Annotated in this window: 16 protein-coding genes; 13 read left to right on the forward strand and 3 right to left on the reverse strand. The window is 61.2% G+C overall.

Features of this window, described 5'->3' with window-relative positions:
• Window positions 1-161: 161 nt before the first annotated feature.
• Entirely contained in the window at window positions 162-1,382 is a 1,221-nt protein-coding gene (locus IFU31_RS11225; protein WP_192102991.1) for a CaiB/BaiF CoA transferase family protein, read from the reverse strand.
• Window positions 1,383-1,394: 12 nt separating this feature from the next.
• Window positions 1,395-2,567 (reverse strand): acyl-CoA dehydrogenase, encoded by a 1,173-nt coding sequence (locus IFU31_RS11230; RefSeq protein WP_185794571.1) that lies wholly within the window; start codon window positions 2,565-2,567, stop codon window positions 1,395-1,397.
• A gap of 149 nt (window positions 2,568-2,716) precedes the next feature.
• Between IFU31_RS11230 and IFU31_RS11235 the strand changes: the two genes are divergently transcribed.
• The 13 genes from IFU31_RS11235 to IFU31_RS11295 all read left to right on the forward strand — a co-directional run bounded on the left by IFU31_RS11235 (window position 2,717) and on the right by IFU31_RS11295 (window position 16,103).
• A complete protein-coding gene (locus IFU31_RS11235; RefSeq protein WP_192102993.1) occupies window positions 2,717-3,649 on the forward strand; it encodes a LysR family transcriptional regulator in 933 nt (310 codons plus the stop codon).
• A gap of 394 nt (window positions 3,650-4,043) precedes the next feature.
• Entirely contained in the window at window positions 4,044-5,165 is a 1,122-nt protein-coding gene (locus tag IFU31_RS11240; protein WP_122480118.1) for a Re/Si-specific NAD(P)(+) transhydrogenase subunit alpha, read from the forward strand.
• 11 nt (window positions 5,166-5,176) lie between these two features.
• Window positions 5,177-5,503 (forward strand): NAD(P) transhydrogenase subunit alpha, encoded by a 327-nt coding sequence (locus IFU31_RS11245; protein ID WP_043191874.1) that lies wholly within the window; start codon window positions 5,177-5,179, stop codon window positions 5,501-5,503.
• A complete protein-coding gene (locus IFU31_RS11250) occupies window positions 5,500-6,933 on the forward strand; it encodes an NAD(P)(+) transhydrogenase (Re/Si-specific) subunit beta (RefSeq protein ID WP_122714882.1) in 1,434 nt (477 codons plus the stop codon). Before IFU31_RS11245 ends, IFU31_RS11250 begins: the two co-directional genes overlap by 4 nt.
• Before the next feature lie 494 nt (window positions 6,934-7,427).
• On the forward strand, window positions 7,428-7,640 hold the full coding sequence (locus tag IFU31_RS11255) for a DUF1127 domain-containing protein (RefSeq protein ID WP_043191878.1): 213 nt from the start codon (window positions 7,428-7,430) through the stop codon (window positions 7,638-7,640).
• Between the two features lie 253 nt (window positions 7,641-7,893).
• Complete coding sequence (locus tag IFU31_RS11260; protein WP_192059195.1) at window positions 7,894-8,211, forward strand: DUF2388 domain-containing protein; 318 nt, start codon at window positions 7,894-7,896, stop codon at window positions 8,209-8,211.
• A gap of 127 nt (window positions 8,212-8,338) precedes the next feature.
• Window positions 8,339-8,626, forward strand: coding sequence for a DUF2388 domain-containing protein (locus IFU31_RS11265; RefSeq protein WP_185794574.1), 288 nt, complete (start codon window positions 8,339-8,341; stop codon window positions 8,624-8,626).
• A 25-nt stretch (window positions 8,627-8,651) separates the two neighbouring features.
• Window positions 8,652-8,972 carry a DUF2388 domain-containing protein gene (locus tag IFU31_RS11270; RefSeq protein ID WP_122480114.1) on the forward strand — a complete coding sequence of 107 codons (321 nt, stop codon included), beginning with the start codon at window positions 8,652-8,654 and terminating at the stop codon, window positions 8,970-8,972.
• A complete protein-coding gene (locus IFU31_RS11275) occupies window positions 8,969-10,930 on the forward strand; it encodes a DUF7844 domain-containing protein (RefSeq protein WP_342214294.1) in 1,962 nt (653 codons plus the stop codon). The genes IFU31_RS11270 and IFU31_RS11275 overlap by 4 nt, the downstream gene beginning before the upstream one ends.
• 363 nt (window positions 10,931-11,293) lie before the next feature.
• Window positions 11,294-12,601: a CitMHS family transporter gene (locus IFU31_RS11280; protein ID WP_122480113.1), complete on the forward strand. Its 1,308-nt coding sequence runs from the start codon at window positions 11,294-11,296 to the stop codon at window positions 12,599-12,601.
• 107 nt (window positions 12,602-12,708) lie between these two features.
• The gene (locus IFU31_RS11285; RefSeq protein WP_122480112.1) at window positions 12,709-13,452 is read left to right on the forward strand and encodes a TerC family protein; all 744 of its coding nucleotides are present in this window, start codon (window positions 12,709-12,711) and stop codon (window positions 13,450-13,452) included.
• Window positions 13,453-13,571: 119 nt separating this feature from the next.
• Window positions 13,572-15,005: a M16 family metallopeptidase gene (locus IFU31_RS11290; protein ID WP_192059197.1), complete on the forward strand. Its 1,434-nt coding sequence runs from the start codon at window positions 13,572-13,574 to the stop codon at window positions 15,003-15,005.
• Window positions 15,006-15,062: 57 nt separating this feature from the next.
• Window positions 15,063-16,103, forward strand: a complete 1,041-nt coding sequence (locus tag IFU31_RS11295; RefSeq protein ID WP_185794576.1) for a DUF5924 family protein — start codon at window positions 15,063-15,065, stop codon at window positions 16,101-16,103.
• Here the strand turns inward: IFU31_RS11295 and IFU31_RS11300 are convergent.
• Window positions 16,073-17,314, reverse strand: a complete 1,242-nt coding sequence (locus IFU31_RS11300) for a nucleoside recognition domain-containing protein (protein WP_192059199.1) — start codon at window positions 17,312-17,314, stop codon at window positions 16,073-16,075. The two genes, IFU31_RS11295 and IFU31_RS11300, sit on opposite strands and share 31 nt — an antisense overlap.
• Window positions 17,315-17,411: the final 97 nt, after the last annotated feature.

The following is a 17,411-nucleotide window of genomic DNA, read 5'->3' on the forward strand; positions in this document are numbered from 1 at the left end:
AACCTTCTGAAACGGCCAACTCATTGATTAACAAGGAGTTTATCGTTTCGGCTGCGCCGGAAGTGGGGCGAATTATAGACACTACAGATCTGCCGTCAACCCCCAATTCGAAAAACCGTCATAACTCCGCGTTCAAGCGTTCTTCTCTATAAGAAGAACGACTACACCACACCTGCAGCGTGAAGCTGGTGATAGGTAAGGGCGTCCATGTTCAGCAGCTGCTGCAGTACTTCCTTGGTGTGTTCACCCAGCAGAGGCGGCGCATGTCGGTACTCCACAGGGCTGGCACTGAGCCGCAGGGGACTGGCAACCGTAGGCACGGTGCCAGCCAGCGGATGCTGCATATGGATCGCAAGCTCCCTGGCCACTACCTGAGGGTCGGCGAATACCTGGGACAGGTCATTTATAGGCCCACAGGGCACACCGGCCACTTCGAGCTCGGCCACCCACTGCTCGGTGGTCTTGAACACCGTTGCCTGCCGGATGAGGGGGATCAGCTGCTTGCGGTTGGCAACTCTCTGCTGATTGGACGCGAATCGGGGATCGCTTGCCCATTCCGGATGACCCGCCACCCGCGCGAACTTGGCGAATTGGCTATCGTTGCCCACGGTCAGGATGAAGTCGCCATCGGCCGTGGGGAAATCTTGGTAAGGCACGATGTTCGGATGGGCATTGCCCAGACGCTCAGGCGCCACCCCTGTCGTGAGGTAGTTCATCGCTTGGTTGGCCAGGCAGGCCACCTGCACATCCAGCAGCGCCATGTCGATCTGTTGTCCACCGCCGCCCTTGTCGCGATGCGCCAGCGCGGCCAGCATGGCAACAGTTGAGTACAGACCGGTAAGGATATCGGTGAGGGCCACGCCCACCTTGGCGGGCCCGGCCCCAGGTTCACCGTCCGCCTTGCCGGTGAGGCTCATCAAGCCACCCATGCCCTGAACCATGAAGTCATAACCGGGGCGCGCGGCATAAGGGCCGGTCTGGCCGAAACCGGTGATGGAGCAGTAGATCAGTTGCGGGTTCACAGCGCTGAGTGATGCGTAGTCCAGGCCGTAGGCGGCGAGTCCGCCTACTTTGAAGTTTTCGATCAGAATGTCGGAGCCTGCAGCAAGGTCACGTACCAACTGCTGACCTTCGGGTCGGGTGAAGTCGATGGTGACCGAGCGCTTGTTGCGGTTGGCCGCCAAGTAATAGGCGGCTTCACCCGTACTGTTACCAGCGTGGTCGGCAAGGAACGGTGGCCCCCAGGCTCGGGTGTCATCACCCCGGCCTGGGCGCTCGACCTTGATGACCTCGGCGCCGAGGTCGGCCAGGATTTGCCCGGCCCATGGCCCCGCGAGTACCCGCGACAGGTCGAGCACACGAAGATGCGAAAGGGCGCCCATGACGACCTCCTATCAATAGAAGGCTTGCAGGCCGGTTTGCGCCCGCCCCAGGATCAGGGCATGTACGTCGTGAGTACCCTCGTAGGTATTGACCACTTCCAGATTGACCAGATGACGGGCGACGCCGAATTCATCGGATATACCGTTGCCGCCCAGCATATCCCTGGCCATGCGCGCGATATCCAGGGATTTGCCACAGGAGTTGCGCTTCATGATCGAGGTGATCTCCACCGCCGCCGTGCCTTCATCCTTCATGCGGCCCAAACGCAGGCAGCCTTGCAGGGCCAGAGTGATCTCGGTCTGCATGTCAGCCAGCTTTTTCTGGATGAGTTGGTTGGCTGCCAGTGGCCGACCGAATTGCTGGCGATCCAGGGTGTACTGCCTGGCGGTGTGCCAGCAGAACTCTGCAGCACCGAGCGCCCCCCACGAGATGCCATAGCGTGCCGAATTGAGGCACGTGAAGGGCCCCTTGAGACCACGTACGTCGGGAAACATGTTTTCTTCCGGTACGAATACGTTGTCCATGACGATCTCGCCGGTGATGGACGCGCGCAGCCCGACCTTGCCGTGGATCGCAGGTGCACTGAGCCCGGCCCAGGCTTTTTCCAGAATGAAGCCGCGGATGTCTCCCGCATCGTCCTTGGCCCACACCACGAATACGTCGGCAATCGGACTGTTGGTGATCCACATCTTGCTACCGCTCATGCGGTAGCCGCCTTCGACCTTGCGCGCTCGCGTGACCATCGCCCCTGGATCCGAGCCATGGTCGGGCTCGGTCAGGCCGAAGCAGCCGATCCACTCACCGCTGGCCAATTTGGGAAGGTATTTCTGCTTTTGCGCCTGGGTACCGAATTCATTGATCGGCACCATGACCAACGACGACTGCACGCTCATCATCGAGCGATAGCCAGAGTCCACCCGCTCGACCTCACGGGCAATAAGGCCGTAGCACACATAGTTCAGGCCACTGCCGCCGAACTCTTCGGGGATGGTCGCACCGAGCAGACCCATCTCGCCCATCTCGCGAAAGATGGCAGGGTCGGTGGTTTCGTGGCGAAAGGCCTCCAGCACTCGCGGCATCAGCTTGCCTTGAGCGTATTGCTCGGCAGAGTCGCGCACCATGCGCTCTTCCTGCGTCAGTTGTTGGTCCAGCAGCAGTGGGTCGATCCAGTTGAAGCTTGCCATGTGCGCGTCCTCGGAAAAGCTGTATAGCCCGAGGGTAGGTGCTCATGCGCTGGTGAGCAAAGGAGTATTACGCATGAGCTTGTGATAATTTCTCACTTCAAGAACCTGCGCCAGGCAACATAGCCGGCAGTGATGTGAGGAACAGTTACATGCGTAGACGAATTCCCAGTACGGCGGCACTGATCTGTTTCGAAGCGGCGGCACGCCATGAGAGCTTTACCAAGGCGTCCCTGGAACTGTTCCTGACTCAGGGCGCGGTGTGTCGACAGATTGCCAACCTCGAGGAGTTTCTCGACGTGCGCCTGTTCCGGCGTTCGAAGCGTGGCGTGAAGCTAACCGAGGCTGGGCTGTCCTACAGCCGCCGGGTGGCCGCGCAGCTCGATGCTGTCGAGCGCGAGACACTGGCGGTGATGGGGCAGCAAGGTGCCAGCACCTTGGAGTTGGCGGTGGTGCCGACCTTCGGTACGCAGTGGCTGTTGCCACGCCTGAAGGACTTCCAGCGGCATCATCCGCAGATCACGGTCAACCTGACCAACCGAACTCGACCCTTTCTGTTCGCCGATACCGACTTCGATGCGGCGATCTACTTCGGTGATGGTGATTGGTCGGGGACGCAGACCAGCAGGCTGATGGAAGAGCATCCTGTCCCGGTATGCAGCCCGGCGCTGCTGCAGGGGCAACCAGCGCTGGCGCCAACACGCATTGCCGAGCTTGCGCTGTTGCAGCAAAGCACACGCCCCTATGCATGGCGGCAATGGTTTGCCAGCCTTGAGCTGAACGTGTCCCGCGACCTCAGTGGGCCGCGCTATGAACTATTCTCCATGCTGGCCCAGGCGGCGGTACATGAGATGGGGCTGGCGCTCATTCCTCCGTTCCTGATCCAGCGCGAGTTGCGCGAGGGCAGCCTGGTCATTGCCAACGCCCACGAATTGCGCAGTAGCAAGGCCTACTACCTTGCCGTGCCAGAAAGGCATCGCGAGCTGGCGGCGCTGCGGACCTTTCGCGACTGGTTGATGCAGCAGGCAGAGGATTATCGCCAACCCCTGCCACATGGACTGGAAATCGGTAGTGGCGAACGGTAGCAACCTACAGATGTACGTTTCTGGCGCGTTATTGAAAGCTTTGATAAACCGCGGTATTTCCGCTACAGCCGTTGAACTGCCTGCATCTGGCAGGTTTTTGACACGCTATCGCCCGCAGCCGATAAATATTTCGCAAAATATTTCGAGAAGCCCAGCCTCGCCTGCAACGCCCGTACTAGAAGGGCGGAAGCAGGAATGCTGTGACATTCGGTCACAGCATGACTTGTAGTGCCCAGAGTGTATCGCTCCATAACCTGTTGAAGCCGCTCGTCGGGGCCTGCAAAATGCCGCGGCCCGCCGCTCTCAGGCGGTATCGCGCTGATGGCGCTCTGGCACGATGGCCATAGCCAGGGCTTGGGTACGACCAGGAAAAAGATCCAGCAGGAGATATAACGTGCACATTGGTGTTCCTCTCGAAACGCAGCAGGGCGAAACACGTGTAGCCGCTACCCCGGAAACCATCAAGAAGCTGGTCGCTCAAGGCCATGCGGTGACGGTCGAACGTGGTGCGGGGGTTCTCGCCAGCGTGACCGACGATGCCTACCAGGCCGCTGGCGCGACCATTGGCAGTGCTGCCCAGGCATTTGCCACGCAACTGGTGCTCAAGGTCAATGCGCCCAGTGACGCAGAGCTGCAGCAGATGGCTGCCGGTACGGTGCTGCTGGGCATGCTCAACCCGTTCAACAACGAAGTGATCGCCAAGATGGCCGCGCGAGGCATCAGCGCCTTTGCCCTCGAGGCGGCTCCGCGCACTTCACGCGCACAAAGCCTGGACGTACTGTCTTCGCAAGCCAACATTGCCGGGTACAAATCGGTGTTGCTGGCCGCGCACCACTATCCGCGCTTCATGCCGATGCTGATGACTGCCGCCGGTACCGTCAAAGCTGCTCGCGTGCTGATTCTGGGTGCTGGCGTGGCGGGCTTGCAGGCCATCGCCACCGCCAAGCGCCTGGGCGCGGTGATCGAGGCCTCCGACGTGCGCCCGGCAGTCAAGGAGCAGATCGAATCGCTGGGCGCGAAGTTTCTCGATGTGCCGTACGAAACCGACGAAGAACGTGAATGTGCCGTCGGTACCGGCGGCTATGCCCGCCCCATGCCCGCCAGCTGGATGCAGCGTCAGGCGCAAGCGGTTCACGAGCGCGCCAAGCAGGCTGACATCGTCATCACTACCGCGCTGATTCCCGGGCGCAAAGCGCCCACGCTGCTTGGCGCCGAGACGGTGGCGCAGATGAAGCCAGGCTCGGTGGTCATCGACCTGGCGGCGCTGCAGGGCGGCAACTGCCCGCTGACCGTGGCCGATCAGATCGTGGTGCACAACGGCGTGACCATCGTGGGCCCGACCAACCTTCCGGCGCAGGTGGGTGCCGATGCGTCGGCCTTGTATGCACGCAACCTGCTGGACTTCATGAAGCTGCTGTTCGACAAGGACGGGCAGTTCACCATCAACCTGGAAGACGACATCGTCGCCGCATGCTTGATGTGCCGCGATGGCCAGATCGTGCGCAAGAACGGCTGAGGACAATAACAATGGAAGACATGCTGATTTCCCACGGTATCTACAACCTGATCATTTTCGTGCTGGCCATCTATGTTGGCTACCACGTGGTCTGGAACGTGACACCCGCGCTGCATACTCCGCTGATGGCCGTGACCAATGCCATTTCGGCCATCGTCATCGTTGGCGCCATGCTCGCCGCAGCGCTCACCGTGACGCCACTGGGCAAGACCATGGGTACGCTGGCCGTTGCGCTGGCAGCGGTGAACGTATTCGGGGGGTTCCTGGTAACCCGGCGGATGCTGGAGATGTTCAAGAAGAAAGCACCGAAAGTGAAGGATGAGGCATCCAAACAATGAGCATGAACCTGGTTACGCTTCTTTATCTGGTGGCATCGGTCTGTTTCATCCAGGCGCTCAAAGGCTTGTCCCATCCGACCACGTCCCGGCGCGGCAATCTGTTCGGCATGCTCGGCATGACGCTGGCGGTGCTCACCACCGTTGGCCTGATCTACAAGCTGGGCGCAGAACTGGCCACCGCTGGGATCGGCTACGTGCTGGTCGGCCTGCTGGTTGGCGGTACTGCCGGGTCGATCATGGCCAAGCGCGTGGAAATGACCAAGATGCCGGAACTGGTGGCGTTCATGCACAGCATGATCGGGCTGGCAGCGGTGTTCATTGCCATTGCCGCCGTGGTCGAGCCGCAATCCCTGGGCATCGTCGCGCAGCTGGGCGATCCGATCCCGACCGGCAATCGCCTGGAGCTGTTCCTCGGCGCGGCAATCGGCGCCATCACTTTTTCCGGTTCAGTGATCGCCTTCGGCAAGCTGTCCGGAAAATACAAGTTCCGCCTGTTCCAGGGTGCCCCCGTGCAGTTCTCCGGGCAGCACAAGCTGAACCTGCTGATGGGTCTGGGCACCTTGCTGTGCGGCCTGATCTTCATGTTCACCGGCAGCTATGCCGCTTTCGGCCTGATGCTGGCACTGGCGTTCGTGCTGGGCGTGCTGTTGATCATCCCGATCGGCGGGGCGGACATGCCGGTGGTGGTGTCGATGCTCAACAGCTATTCGGGCTGGGCGGCGGCCGGCATCGGCTTCTCGCTGAACAACTCGATGCTGATCATCGCCGGATCGCTGGTGGGCTCCAGCGGCGCAATTCTTTCCTACATCATGTGCAAGGCCATGAACCGTTCGTTCTTCAATGTCATCGGCGGAGGCTTCGGTGCCGTTGCAGACGCAGGCCCGGCTGGCGCCAAGGAAGCGCGGCCGGTGAGATCGGGCTCGGCGGATGACGCCACGTTCCTGCTGACCAACGCCGACACCGTGATCATCGTGCCGGGTTACGGCCTGGCAGTGGCCCGCGCGCAACATGCGCTGAAAGAGCTGACGGAAAAACTGACCCACGCGGGAGTGACCGTCAAATATGCGATCCACCCGGTGGCTGGGCGCATGCCGGGGCACATGAACGTGCTGCTGGCCGAGGCCGAGGTGCCTTACGACCAGGTTTTCGAGATGGACGACATCAATTCCGAATTCGGTCAGGCAGACGTGGTACTGGTGCTGGGTGCCAATGACGTGGTCAACCCTGCCGCCAAGAACGATCCGAAGTCGCCCATCGCCGGCATGCCGATCCTGGAGGCGTTCAAGGCCAAGACCATCATCGTCAACAAGCGCTCGATGGCCAGTGGCTACGCGGGACTGGACAATGAGTTGTTCTACCTGGACAAGACCATGATGGTGTTCGGTGATGCGAAGAAGGTCATCGAGGACATGGTAAAGGCCGTGGAATAGCATTCCGAGCCCAGGCGCCTGATGACCTGCCGTACTGAAAACCCCGCCTTGGCGGGGTTTTTTTATCGCGGCGGGAATCCACTTACAGAGCTGCATGACAGCTGCGGACCGGCAGGTACGCAGCGCTGCACGGGCGCCAAGGCCGGGGCGAAATCAGTCCGAGGTACGATGCCGACACATACAGTTGGGCGGTGCAGCAAACGCGTAGGTGTGCGGTATGGCGAGAAGTCGAACTCCACAAAATGAACTGTACTACTGTACTGGTAGAGAAATGAGAATCGAGGCATCCCAGAGCACTGGATTGACGATAAATGCATTATTTTGGTGCAGACCCATACAGTTGCCTCATTCGAGAGCGAGACAGTTGGGTTTCACAGCTAACTGACTGCACACAATACAGGTGAACTGTGCCTACTGTTATGGACGGGGAGCGTGGAAAATGGGTACCAGATAAACCACTACTCAGCCCCGCCACAAGCGGAAGGATGTACATCATGGAACGTACCCTCAGTTCCGACCTGTTCCAGGCCAACACCCAAACTACGCAAACTTCGGCTCCTCTGCGCTTCTTCGCCAACCTGATGCTCTGGCAGCGCCGTATCGCCAGCCGTCATCAACTGGCTCGTCTGGACGCTCGTCTGCTGGCCGATGCCGGTATCAGCGAAGCCCAGCGTTGCGAAGAGTTGAGCAAGCCGTTCTGGCGTTGATGCAACGCCCCGCTGGTAACAGAGCCTGAAGGCCGAACCAGCACCGAATTCAAGAAACCCGTCGCGGTCTACGCTGACGGGTTTTTTTTCGCCTGCGTGAAACAGGACAAGTACAGTTTTTGGTTATTAATTTATAACCATAACAGTTGAGTCATTGCGCTGCCGGTGTGGTCGGAGTGCTGGCGCCCGAGGCTTCCAGGCGCTCTAATAAGCTTTATTGCGCTCAAACCTCGTTCAGACCTGGAGATTCATCATGATCCGTAATCATTTGCTCAGTGCCGCCGTACTGTTGGCTCTGGCCAGTGGCGCACAGGCTTCAAGCTTCGTTGTCACCACCGATGCGCTGGTGCGTGGGGTCAACGCGTCGACCAACGCCACGTCGGACCTGTCTTCCTCGCTGCGTGACGACAAGATCGTCCGTGAAGCGCGCGATGACGCTGCAAGCTTCGTGGCCAGCCAAGGCGACATCCGCGGCGTGAAGCTGGAAAGTGCCTTTGCCCATATCCGCAAGGTTGCACCTCAGATGCAAGCCAGCGACACCCAACTTGCCCAGGCAATCCTTGCCATCTGATACGTTGCAGCGCGTGCTGCTCCAGATGAAAGAACCGGCAGGCTACCGGCTGCCGGACATCGGAGGTGGCTCTTGCGCAGGCGTTGGGCTAGCCTTGCCGTCCCAATTGCTCGACACCTGAAGCCCGATGCGTTATTTGCCATTCTTGCTTGCCCTCTGGGCGTCGTCGGCTGCGGCCTTCGATGTGAGCCTGCAGTCGTCGGTAATCACCTTGTATGTGACCAGCCAAGTCACCACGGCACCGTTCGATCGCAAGTTGATTCTGTCTGCCCGGGACGATGCTGCCTGCTTCGTCGCCAGCGGCGGCCAATGCCGCGGCGCACGGCTCGAAGCGGCCATGGCCGTCATTCGCCAGGCGCACCCTCGAATGGCTGCCGGCGACCTTGAACTGGCGCAGGCGATACTCGTCCAATAAACACCTCGTATTACGGAGAAGCTCCATGCGTACCCCGCTGATTGCCGCTACCCTCGGCCTGTTCCTGCTGGCCGATGTGGCCCAGGCCCAAACTGTCGTGGCCACCAGTAATATCATCGTCCGTGCATTTGGCCGGTCGATCGATTTCACTTCCGACACCACGACCTCGATCCGCGACGCCAAGGTGGTCCTGGAAGCGCGGGACGACGCGGCCAGCTATGTGGCCAGCCAGGGCAACATCCGTGGCGCGCAGCTGGAGGCCGCCTTCAATGCGCTGCGTGAGCGCGTTCCACAGGCGCGCACCGCCAGTGACCAGGACCTTGCCGAAGCCATTCTCGCACTGTGAGGCGATTGGCCCGCTGGCTGCTGACAGCAGGCCTTCTGCTGACGGCTGCGCAGGCTTCTGCCAGCCTGCAGCTGGTGCTTGACCGCAGCGGGCTGGATGCCCGGCAGGCCGATGCCAGCCAGGCACTGCTCGACGATGCGATGGCCGCATTGCCACCACAGTTCGTCGCGCAGCTGGACCGGCGTATCGACGTCAGCTGGTCATCGCGCATGCCCGACAATGCCTATGGCCAAGCGTCTCTGGTATCCAGCCTGGAATTGAACCTCAATCAATTGCAGGGGCTGGCCGACGGCTCTTCCGCTCAGCGGCAGACCAACCGTCCTCATGGCACAGTGCGCGAAGAGCTGTTGGCCACCGTGCTGCACGAACTCACGCATATCTATGATCGGGCGCGCCTGTGGACACCTGCGGACCGTGCACTGATCAACCGCTGCAACCGTCAGAATGCCAGCCTTGGCAAGATTGGCTTGCCCGATGAGTGCCGTGGCCAGGGTATGCGGCGCTTTACCCTGAGCGACGACCCGCGCCTGCTGGACCTGGCCGGTTGGCAGCAATACGTCGGACGCCGGGGCGAGCGCGAAGAGCAGAACCGTCAGATCGTACGCAGTCCCGACATCTACGAAGTCAGCAGTCCGAAGGAATTCGTCGCGGTCAACATGGAGTACTTTCTCCTCGACCCGGCTTATGCCTGCCGTCGGCCGGCATTGTTCGACTACTTCAAGGCGCGTTTCAACTGGGCGCCGGCGCGCCAGCAAAGCTGCGCCGAAGGCCTGCCTTACCTGAATGCCGGCAGCGACTTCGGCAAGACACCCTTGGGCAAGATCGATCCGCAACGTGTCTACGCGGTGGACTACCTGCTTGCCGAAGCCAATCAGAACCTCGCCAGCCGTTGGGGGCACAGCATGCTGCGCCTGGTCATCTGTGCCCCGGGACGTCCGCGGGGGCCGGACTGCCGACTGGATCTGGAGCAGCACCTGGTGCTGTCGTACCGGGCATTCGTCAATGATGTGCAGCTGTCCACATGGGGCGGTCTGATGGGGCAATACCCGTCGCGACTGTTCGTGTTGCCGCTGTCCCAGGTGATCGACGAGTACACCAAGACCGAGTTGCGCAGCCTGGCGTCGGTGCCGCTCAAGCTGGACCGCGCCGAGATCGAGTCGCTGGTGCGGCATGCCGCGGAAATGCATTGGAGCTACGACGGCAGCTATTACTTCCTGTCCAACAATTGTGCAGTGGAGAACCTCAAGCTGCTGCGTAGCGGTACCCATGATCCGAGGCTCCAGGGCATCGACAGTATCTTGCCCAACGGTTTGCTCGAGGTGCTGGAAGGGCGCGGGCTGGCCGATGGCAGTGTGCTCGATGATCCGCGTGAAGCATTGCGGCTGGGGTATCGGTTCGATTCCTATCGCGATCGTTACCAGGCCATGTTCGAGGTGCTGCGCAAGCATCTGCCCATCCCGCAGCAGACCGTCGAGGATTGGTTGGCGCAGACCGCTCAGCAGCGACGGCCCTGGTTTGCCCAGGCTGACCTGCGCACCAGTGCTGCGCTGTTGCTGCTGGAGCAGGCCAGTTACCGGCGCCAGTTGCTGTTGGCGCAGGATGAGGTGAAGCAACGCTATCTGGGCGCCCGCGAGTTGGGGGATGGCAGCGTGGCCAACGCCAATCAGATGCTGCAGGAAATACTGGCCAATAGCGGTTTTCTCAGCCGACCGGCGGAACTGCTCGACAACGGTGGCTACGGGTTGCCGCAGACGGCGGAGTGGCAGCGGCTGGAATCGGAAAGCAGTCAGCGCCAGCAACGGTTGCAGCGCTTGAGTACCGACTTGGACAAGGAGGTGAGGGCGCTGCTGACCCCTGAGCGGGCTGCGGAGATTGCGGCCAGTGAAGCGAATCTGAAGCAGGTGGGGGAACACCTGCGCGAGTTGCACAAGGCGGCGGGTGGGTTGGTATTGCCTTGAGATCGAGGGGGCGCCATTCGCGGGCAGAGCTCGCTCCCACAGGGGACGGTGTCGTTTTGAGGAGCAGGGCATGAGCATTCGCGAGCAGCGCCCGCTCCCACAAGGACAATTGTATCGTTTTGAATGGCGAAAGGTTGTTGAAAGCTTGCCGACATAGGATCGACTCACCCCCGGCGTAAGACCGGCCGGCCAGATGGCAGCACTCAGGTGCGCTTTCGGCCTCTTGAACAACAACAATGGTGAAACCGATGTCCCTGATTATCCCAAACCGCAGTGCCACCCTTCCCATACTCCCGGCTCGTGCCATTCCTCGCTGAACCTTCCGTTCTTCGTCCTTAGCCGCGCTGTGCCTGGAGTATTCCCATGCTGACATTCCTTGGCTTTGCCATGGTCATCACGTTCATGTTCCTGATCATGACCAAGCGCCTTTCTGCGCTGATCGCCTTGATCATCGTGCCTATCCTGTTCGCTCTGTTCGGTGGTTTCGCACCGGAAATCGGCCCGATGATGCTTGCGGGCATCACCAAGCTTGCGCCGACCGGCGTGATGCTGATGTTCGCCATCCTGTATTTCGCCCTGATGATCGATTCGGGGTTGTTCGACCCGGCAGTGCGCAAGATCCTCAAGCTGGTCAAGGGCGACCCGCTGAAAGTGTCGGTCGGCACGGCCGTACTGGCGTTGATCGTTTCGCTGGACGGTGACGGCGCGACCACCTACATGATCTGCGTTGCCGCCATGCTGCCGCTGTACCAGCGCATCGGCATGAGCCCAAGGATCATGGCCGGTTTGATCATTCTGGCAGGCGGGGTCATGAATATGACGCCGTGGGGTGGTCCGACCGCGCGCGCTGCTAGTGCCCTGCATGTCGACCCTTCGGACATCTTCGTGCCGATGATCCCGGCCATGGCGGTCGGTGTGGTCGCCATCCTGGTGATTGCCTACATGTACGGCAAGCGCGAGCGCGTTCGTCTGGGCGAGCTGCACCTGCCTGGCGACGAGATCGACCACAGCGAAATCAGCGTGTCGCAGTTCCCTGACGCACGCCGGCCCAAGCTGATCTGGTTCAACGGCGGCTTGACCCTGCTGCTGATGATCACCCTGATCATGGGCCTGCTGCCTCTGCCGGTGCTGTTCATGGTCGCGTTCAGTATTGCCATGATCGTCAACTACCCGTGCCTGGAAGCACAGAAGGAACGTGTCGCGGCCCACGCCGGCAGCGTTCTGGCCGTGGTCGGATTGATCTTCGCCGCCGGTATCTTCACCGGCATCCTGACCGGCACCGGCATGGTCGATGCCATGTCCAAGAGCCTGCTGGCCGTGATTCCGGATGCCATGGGCCCGTACCTGGCCGTGATCACCGCGCTGGTCAGCATGCCGTTCACCTTCTTCATGTCCAACGATGCCTTCTACTACGGCGTATTGCCGGTACTGGCCGAAGCCGCGGCGCACTACGGCATCTCGCCGGTGGAAATGGCCCGTGCCTCGATCGTCGGACAACCCGTACACCTGCTCAGCCCGCTGGTACCCTCTACCTACCTGCTGGTTGCACTGGCCGGTATCGAGTTCGGTGACCACCAGCGCTTCACCCTCAAGTGGGCAGTACTGGTTTGCCTGTGCATAATGTTCGCCGCGCTGGCAATGGGGATCTTTCCTCTGTTCAGCAGTCTATAAATTCTATTCGCGAGCCAGGCCGGACGCCGTCGCGCCGCTACCCCATGGTAGCGGCGCTTTAGCATCCGGCCTTGCGCCGCCCTGACATTCAACACGAAGGACTTCACATGGAATGGTTCACCAACCCGGAAATCTGGGTTGCTTTCTTGACCCTGACGGCACTTGAAATCGTGCTGGGCATCGACAACATCATCATGATCTCGATTCTGGTGAGCCGCATGCCCAAGCACATGCAGGCACGCACACGGATTTTCGGCCTGGCGCTGGCCATGGTCACGCGCATTCTGCTGCTGCTTTCGATCACCTGGGTCATGCGCCTGACCGCCGACCTGTTCGTAGTGTTCGGCCAGGGTATCTCCGGACGTGACCTGATTCTGTTCTTCGGTGGTCTGTTCCTGTTGTGGAAAAGCTCGCAAGAGATCTACCACGGCATGGAAGGCGAAGAAGAGGGCGGTGACGAGGTTGCAGGCAAGGGTGGCAACTTCATCTACACCATTATCCAGATCGCCATCATCGACATCGTGTTCTCGCTGGACTCGGTCATCACCGCGGTGGGCATGGTGTCCCATGTACCGGTCATGGTCGCTGCCATCGTCGTTGCGGTATTGGTGATGATGGTCGCTTCGGGCACCATCAGTCGCTTCATCGACCAGCATCCATCGCTGAAGATGCTGGCGTTGTCGTTCCTGTTGGTGGTCGGTACCGTACTGATCGCCGAAGCGTTCGACGTGCATGTACCCAAGGGCTACGTCTATTTCGCCATGGCGTTCTCGTTGGCTGTGGAAGCCGTGAACATCAAGATGCGTACTGCCATGGCCCGCAAGCGTCGCGAGTCCCAGGAAGAGTCCTGAGCCTGGAAAGCCGCGCGTTGCACTGGCAGCGTGCGGTAGTGGCCAGCAATGTGCTATGAACGACTGACCGGCCAGGGGGTCTGTTCCATTGACTTGGTCGATTTCAATGGAAGGGATTCATGCACGAGCGGGTGAAAAGCGCTCCCGGCACACAGCATCGTCTGCTGTGCCTGTGGCTCCTGGCGGCGACGCTGTTGTGCGCCGGCCGTGAAGCCGTGGCGCTGGACCGCTTCCAGGTCGAAGGGTATCTGTTGCCCAACGGCCTGCAACTGCTGCTCAAACCTGGCGACGAGCGTGCCCACGTGTCGATTCGCCTGGTGGTTGGCGTTGGTTTCGACGACTTCTCCTGCACTGATCAAGAACTGCCCCACCTGCTCGAGCATCTTCTGTTCAGCGGTATCGACGAGCACGGCGAAGGCGGTCTCGAAGAACGCATGCAGGCGCTGGGCGGCGAATGGAATGCGTTCACCAGCAGTGCCGACACCACCTTCGTCATCGAAGCGCCAGCGCACAACCAGCGCAAGGTACTCGACCTGCTGCTGGCTGCCGTCACTCGGACCACCATCGACGAAAAAGCCCTGGCCAGCGCCAAGCGCATCATCGAGCACGAAGACGGCGGCCATCATTCCCACCTGCAGCGCTTGCTCGACAAGCCCGCTCGGGACAGCGATGCCAGCAGTCAGTTGGCTATCGAGTTGGGCCTCAAGTGTCCGCAACCCGCCGAAGTCGCCGACCTCACGCTGGCGCAGGTACGTGATGTCCGGCAAAACTGGTATGCACCGAACAACATGAGCCTGATCGTGGTAGGGGGCTTGGATAAGCTGCTGCCGGCCTATCTGGAGCGTACCTGGGGTGCGCTGGATGCGGTGGAACCCAGCGACCATCAGGACCTGCGTTCGGTCACCCATGCGGCCGAGCCGCAGGCTGAACTGACCCGCGGTTGGCTGGGCGAGGACGCCAAGCTTCATCTGTACTTCGTCGAACCGGTGCTTGAAACCGCGCATCCCGCTACCCTGGACCTGCTGCAGATGTATCTGGAATGGGAGCTTTACCGCGAACTGCGGCTTGCCCACGGCCTGTCGTACGGACCCTGGGTGGCCCGCGAGTCGTACGGCGACAGCGGCCTGCTGAGCCTGAACGCCGATGTGGATCGAGCCGATATCGGTCAGACCGGCCTGGTCATGGGGCAGATGATCGCGCGTCTGCGCGACAACGGTGTGGACGCGGAGACCTTCAAGCGCCTGAAGAATCTTGCGATCGCCCGGCAAGCCTGGGCGGCGCAAGGCAACGTGGCGCTGGCCGACTACTATTGGGGAGCACTGGCCGACTATACCGACGGCCGCTTCGCCAGCCCGGCGCGGCAGTTGGCTCAGGTCACCGTCGAGGACGCCAACACTGCCTTGCGTCAGATGGTAGGGACGCAGGGGTATATCCGTGTCGAAAAACCCCTGCTCAGCTATGACGAGCTCTATCGGATCGCCTGGGCGGTGTTGATCGGCATGGCAGCATTGCTGGTGGGGCTGATCGTCTGGCGGCGCGCGAAACGACGTTGATCGCTGCCGAGGCGGTATCCTGAATACCGTTTCATTGTCTATTTTCTATGGAAGACCATGCCGTACTTCGTTCAGCGCCTCATCGACCTTATCAAACGCTACCCGGGTGTGATCGCACTGGGCGGCTTCCTGTCCGGCATCGGCAGCTTCGTGCTGGTCGATCGCCAGGCCGGCCTGGCCAGCTGGATCGCAGTGGTGATGCTGCTGACCTGGATCTGGTTGATGCTGGAGAACACCTTCACCCAGTTGTTCACCCGCTTGTTCAAGCGTGAGATACCCACGCCGGTGCTGCGCTACGCGACCCAGATGATCCACCAGGAAAGCCTGTTCTTCGTTCTGCCTTTCTTCTATATCACCACCACCTGGAACAGCGGCCAGCTGGTGTTTACCGGCCTGCTGACGCTGGCCGGGCTGGTGTCGATCATCGACCCGCTGTACTACAAGTGGGTCGCGCCCCGGCGCTGGCTGTTCATGGCGCTGCACACTTTCACACTGTTCGCGGCGTTGCTCACGGCGCTGCCGATCATCCTGCACCTGACCACCGATGAAAGTTTCAAGCTGGCGCTGGCCACCGCCATGCTGCTGGCCTTTCCGAGCCTGGCCGTCAGTTTCCCGATCAACCATTGGCGTCGCGGCGTGGCGCTGGTCTTGGCGACCTTGATGATCGGCGGTGCTGGATGGCTGCTGCGCTCCTGGGTGCCGCCGGCCACGCTATGGCTGACCGAGGTGGCGGTGACCACCGAGCTGGACAACCGCAGCCGCACCCATGGCGACAGCCTGGATACGGTCAGCGCGGCACAGTTGCGCAGCAGCGGGCTGTACGCCTACACCGCCATCAATGCTCCACGAGGCTTGGACGAGCGTATCTATCATGTGTGGCAGCAGAACGGCACCGAGGTCGATCGCATCGCCCTGGACATCCACGGCGGGCGCAAGGAGGGCTATCGCGCCTGGAGCCACAAGCAGAATTTCCCCGGCAACGTCGCGGGGAAATGGCAGGTGCGGGTGTTGACCGAGGATGGTCAGATCGTCGGCGTGCTGCGCTTCACGGTGACCGACGACGCGGTTCAGGCCGCCGTGGCACCGAAGAACCAGTAGCAGACCACGATGGCGGCGATGACTCCGGCCAGGTCCGCCAGCAGTGCACAGCCGACCGCATGACGCGCACGCTGGATGCCCACGGCACCGAAGTACACGGCCAGCACATAGAACGTGGTCTCGGTGCTACCCTGAATGGTCGCCGCAACCAGGGCCGGAAAGCTGTCCACGCCATGGGACTGCATGGTCTCGATCAGCATCGCGCGCGCGGCACTGCCGGAAAACGGCTTGACCAGCGCGGTCGGCAGGGCGTCGACGAACCGGGTGTCCATGCCCAGCCATTCGACCAGGTGACGAATACCGTCCAGACCCAGCTCCAGGGCGCCCGAAGCGCGCAGCACACCTACCGCGCAGAGCATGGCGACCAGATACGGCAGCAGGCTCTTGGCAACGTCGAAACCTTCCTTGGCGCCTTCCACGAAGGCCTCGTAGACCTGAACCTTGCGCAGCGCGCCGATGACCAGAAACAGGATGATCAGGCCAAACAGCGTGAGGTTGCCCAGGATCGAGGACAGCCCCGCCAGGGCTGTAGCCGAGAGGGTGCCCAGGAACGCCATGAACACGCCAAGCAGCAGCGCACCGGGAATCAGATAGGCCAGCACCACTGGATCCCACAGCCGCAGACGTTGCATCACGGCCACTGCCAGCAGCCCGGCGAGGGTACTGGCCGAGGTGGCCAGGAGAATCGGCAGGAACACCAGGGTCGGGTCGAGGGCGCCTTGCTGGGCGCGGTACATGAAGATCGATACCGGCAGCAGGGTCAGCGACGAGGCGTTGAGTACCAGAAACAGGATCTGCGCGTTGCTGGCGGTGGTCGCACTGGGGTTGAGTTCCTGTAGCGAGCGCATGGCCTTGAGGCCGATCGGGGTTGCGGCGTTGTCCAGGCCCAGGCCGTTGGCAGCGAAGTTCATGGTGATCAGCCCCAGTGCCGGATGGCCGCGTGGCACCTCGGGCATCAGTCGGCTGAACAGCGGCCCCAGGACCTTGGCCAGCCAATCGACGATACCGGCCTTCTCGGCAATCTTCAGGAAGCCCAGCCACAAGGTGAGGGTGCCGAACAGCAGGACCATTACTTCTACCGACAGCTTGGCCATGGCGAACAGGCTTTCGACCATGGCCGCGAAGATGCCAGCGTTGCCCCCTACCAGCCATTGGCCGAAGGCCGAAATCGCGGCGATCAGAAAGAAGCTGAGCCACAGGCCGTTCAGCATGGGTATTCCCTCGTTCGAAGATGCGCGGATGATAGCCCAAAGCGAGGTTGGATTCTGCCCCGCAGGGCAGCGTGGTGTGTCAGGGTTTTCGCGTGAG

Origin of the sequence: Pseudomonas sp. CFBP 13602, assembly GCF_014842725.1 — a bacterium.
Lineage (GTDB): Bacteria > Pseudomonadota > Gammaproteobacteria > Pseudomonadales > Pseudomonadaceae > Aquipseudomonas > Aquipseudomonas baltica.

Coding starts and splice junctions, on each gene's coding strand:
- IFU31_RS11225 (WP_192102991.1), bottom strand. CDS start 1,382: ATGGGCGCCCTTTCGCATCTTCGTGTGCTCGACCTGTCGCGGGTACTC.
- IFU31_RS11230 (WP_185794571.1), bottom strand. CDS start 2,567: ATGGCAAGCTTCAACTGGATCGACCCACTGCTGCTGGACCAACAACTG.
- IFU31_RS11235 (WP_192102993.1), top strand. CDS start 2,717: ATGCGTAGACGAATTCCCAGTACGGCGGCACTGATCTGTTTCGAAGCG.
- IFU31_RS11245 (WP_043191874.1), top strand. CDS start 5,177: ATGGAAGACATGCTGATTTCCCACGGTATCTACAACCTGATCATTTTC.
- IFU31_RS11250 (WP_122714882.1), top strand. CDS start 5,500: ATGAGCATGAACCTGGTTACGCTTCTTTATCTGGTGGCATCGGTCTGT.
- IFU31_RS11255 (WP_043191878.1), top strand. CDS start 7,428: ATGGAACGTACCCTCAGTTCCGACCTGTTCCAGGCCAACACCCAAACT.
- IFU31_RS11260 (WP_192059195.1), top strand. CDS start 7,894: ATGATCCGTAATCATTTGCTCAGTGCCGCCGTACTGTTGGCTCTGGCC.
- IFU31_RS11265 (WP_185794574.1), top strand. CDS start 8,339: ATGCGTTATTTGCCATTCTTGCTTGCCCTCTGGGCGTCGTCGGCTGCG.
- IFU31_RS11270 (WP_122480114.1), top strand. CDS start 8,652: ATGCGTACCCCGCTGATTGCCGCTACCCTCGGCCTGTTCCTGCTGGCC.
- IFU31_RS11280 (WP_122480113.1), top strand. CDS start 11,294: ATGCTGACATTCCTTGGCTTTGCCATGGTCATCACGTTCATGTTCCTG.
- IFU31_RS11285 (WP_122480112.1), top strand. CDS start 12,709: ATGGAATGGTTCACCAACCCGGAAATCTGGGTTGCTTTCTTGACCCTG.
- IFU31_RS11290 (WP_192059197.1), top strand. CDS start 13,572: ATGCACGAGCGGGTGAAAAGCGCTCCCGGCACACAGCATCGTCTGCTG.
- IFU31_RS11295 (WP_185794576.1), top strand. CDS start 15,063: ATGCCGTACTTCGTTCAGCGCCTCATCGACCTTATCAAACGCTACCCG.
- IFU31_RS11300 (WP_192059199.1), bottom strand. CDS start 17,314: ATGCTGAACGGCCTGTGGCTCAGCTTCTTTCTGATCGCCGCGATTTCG.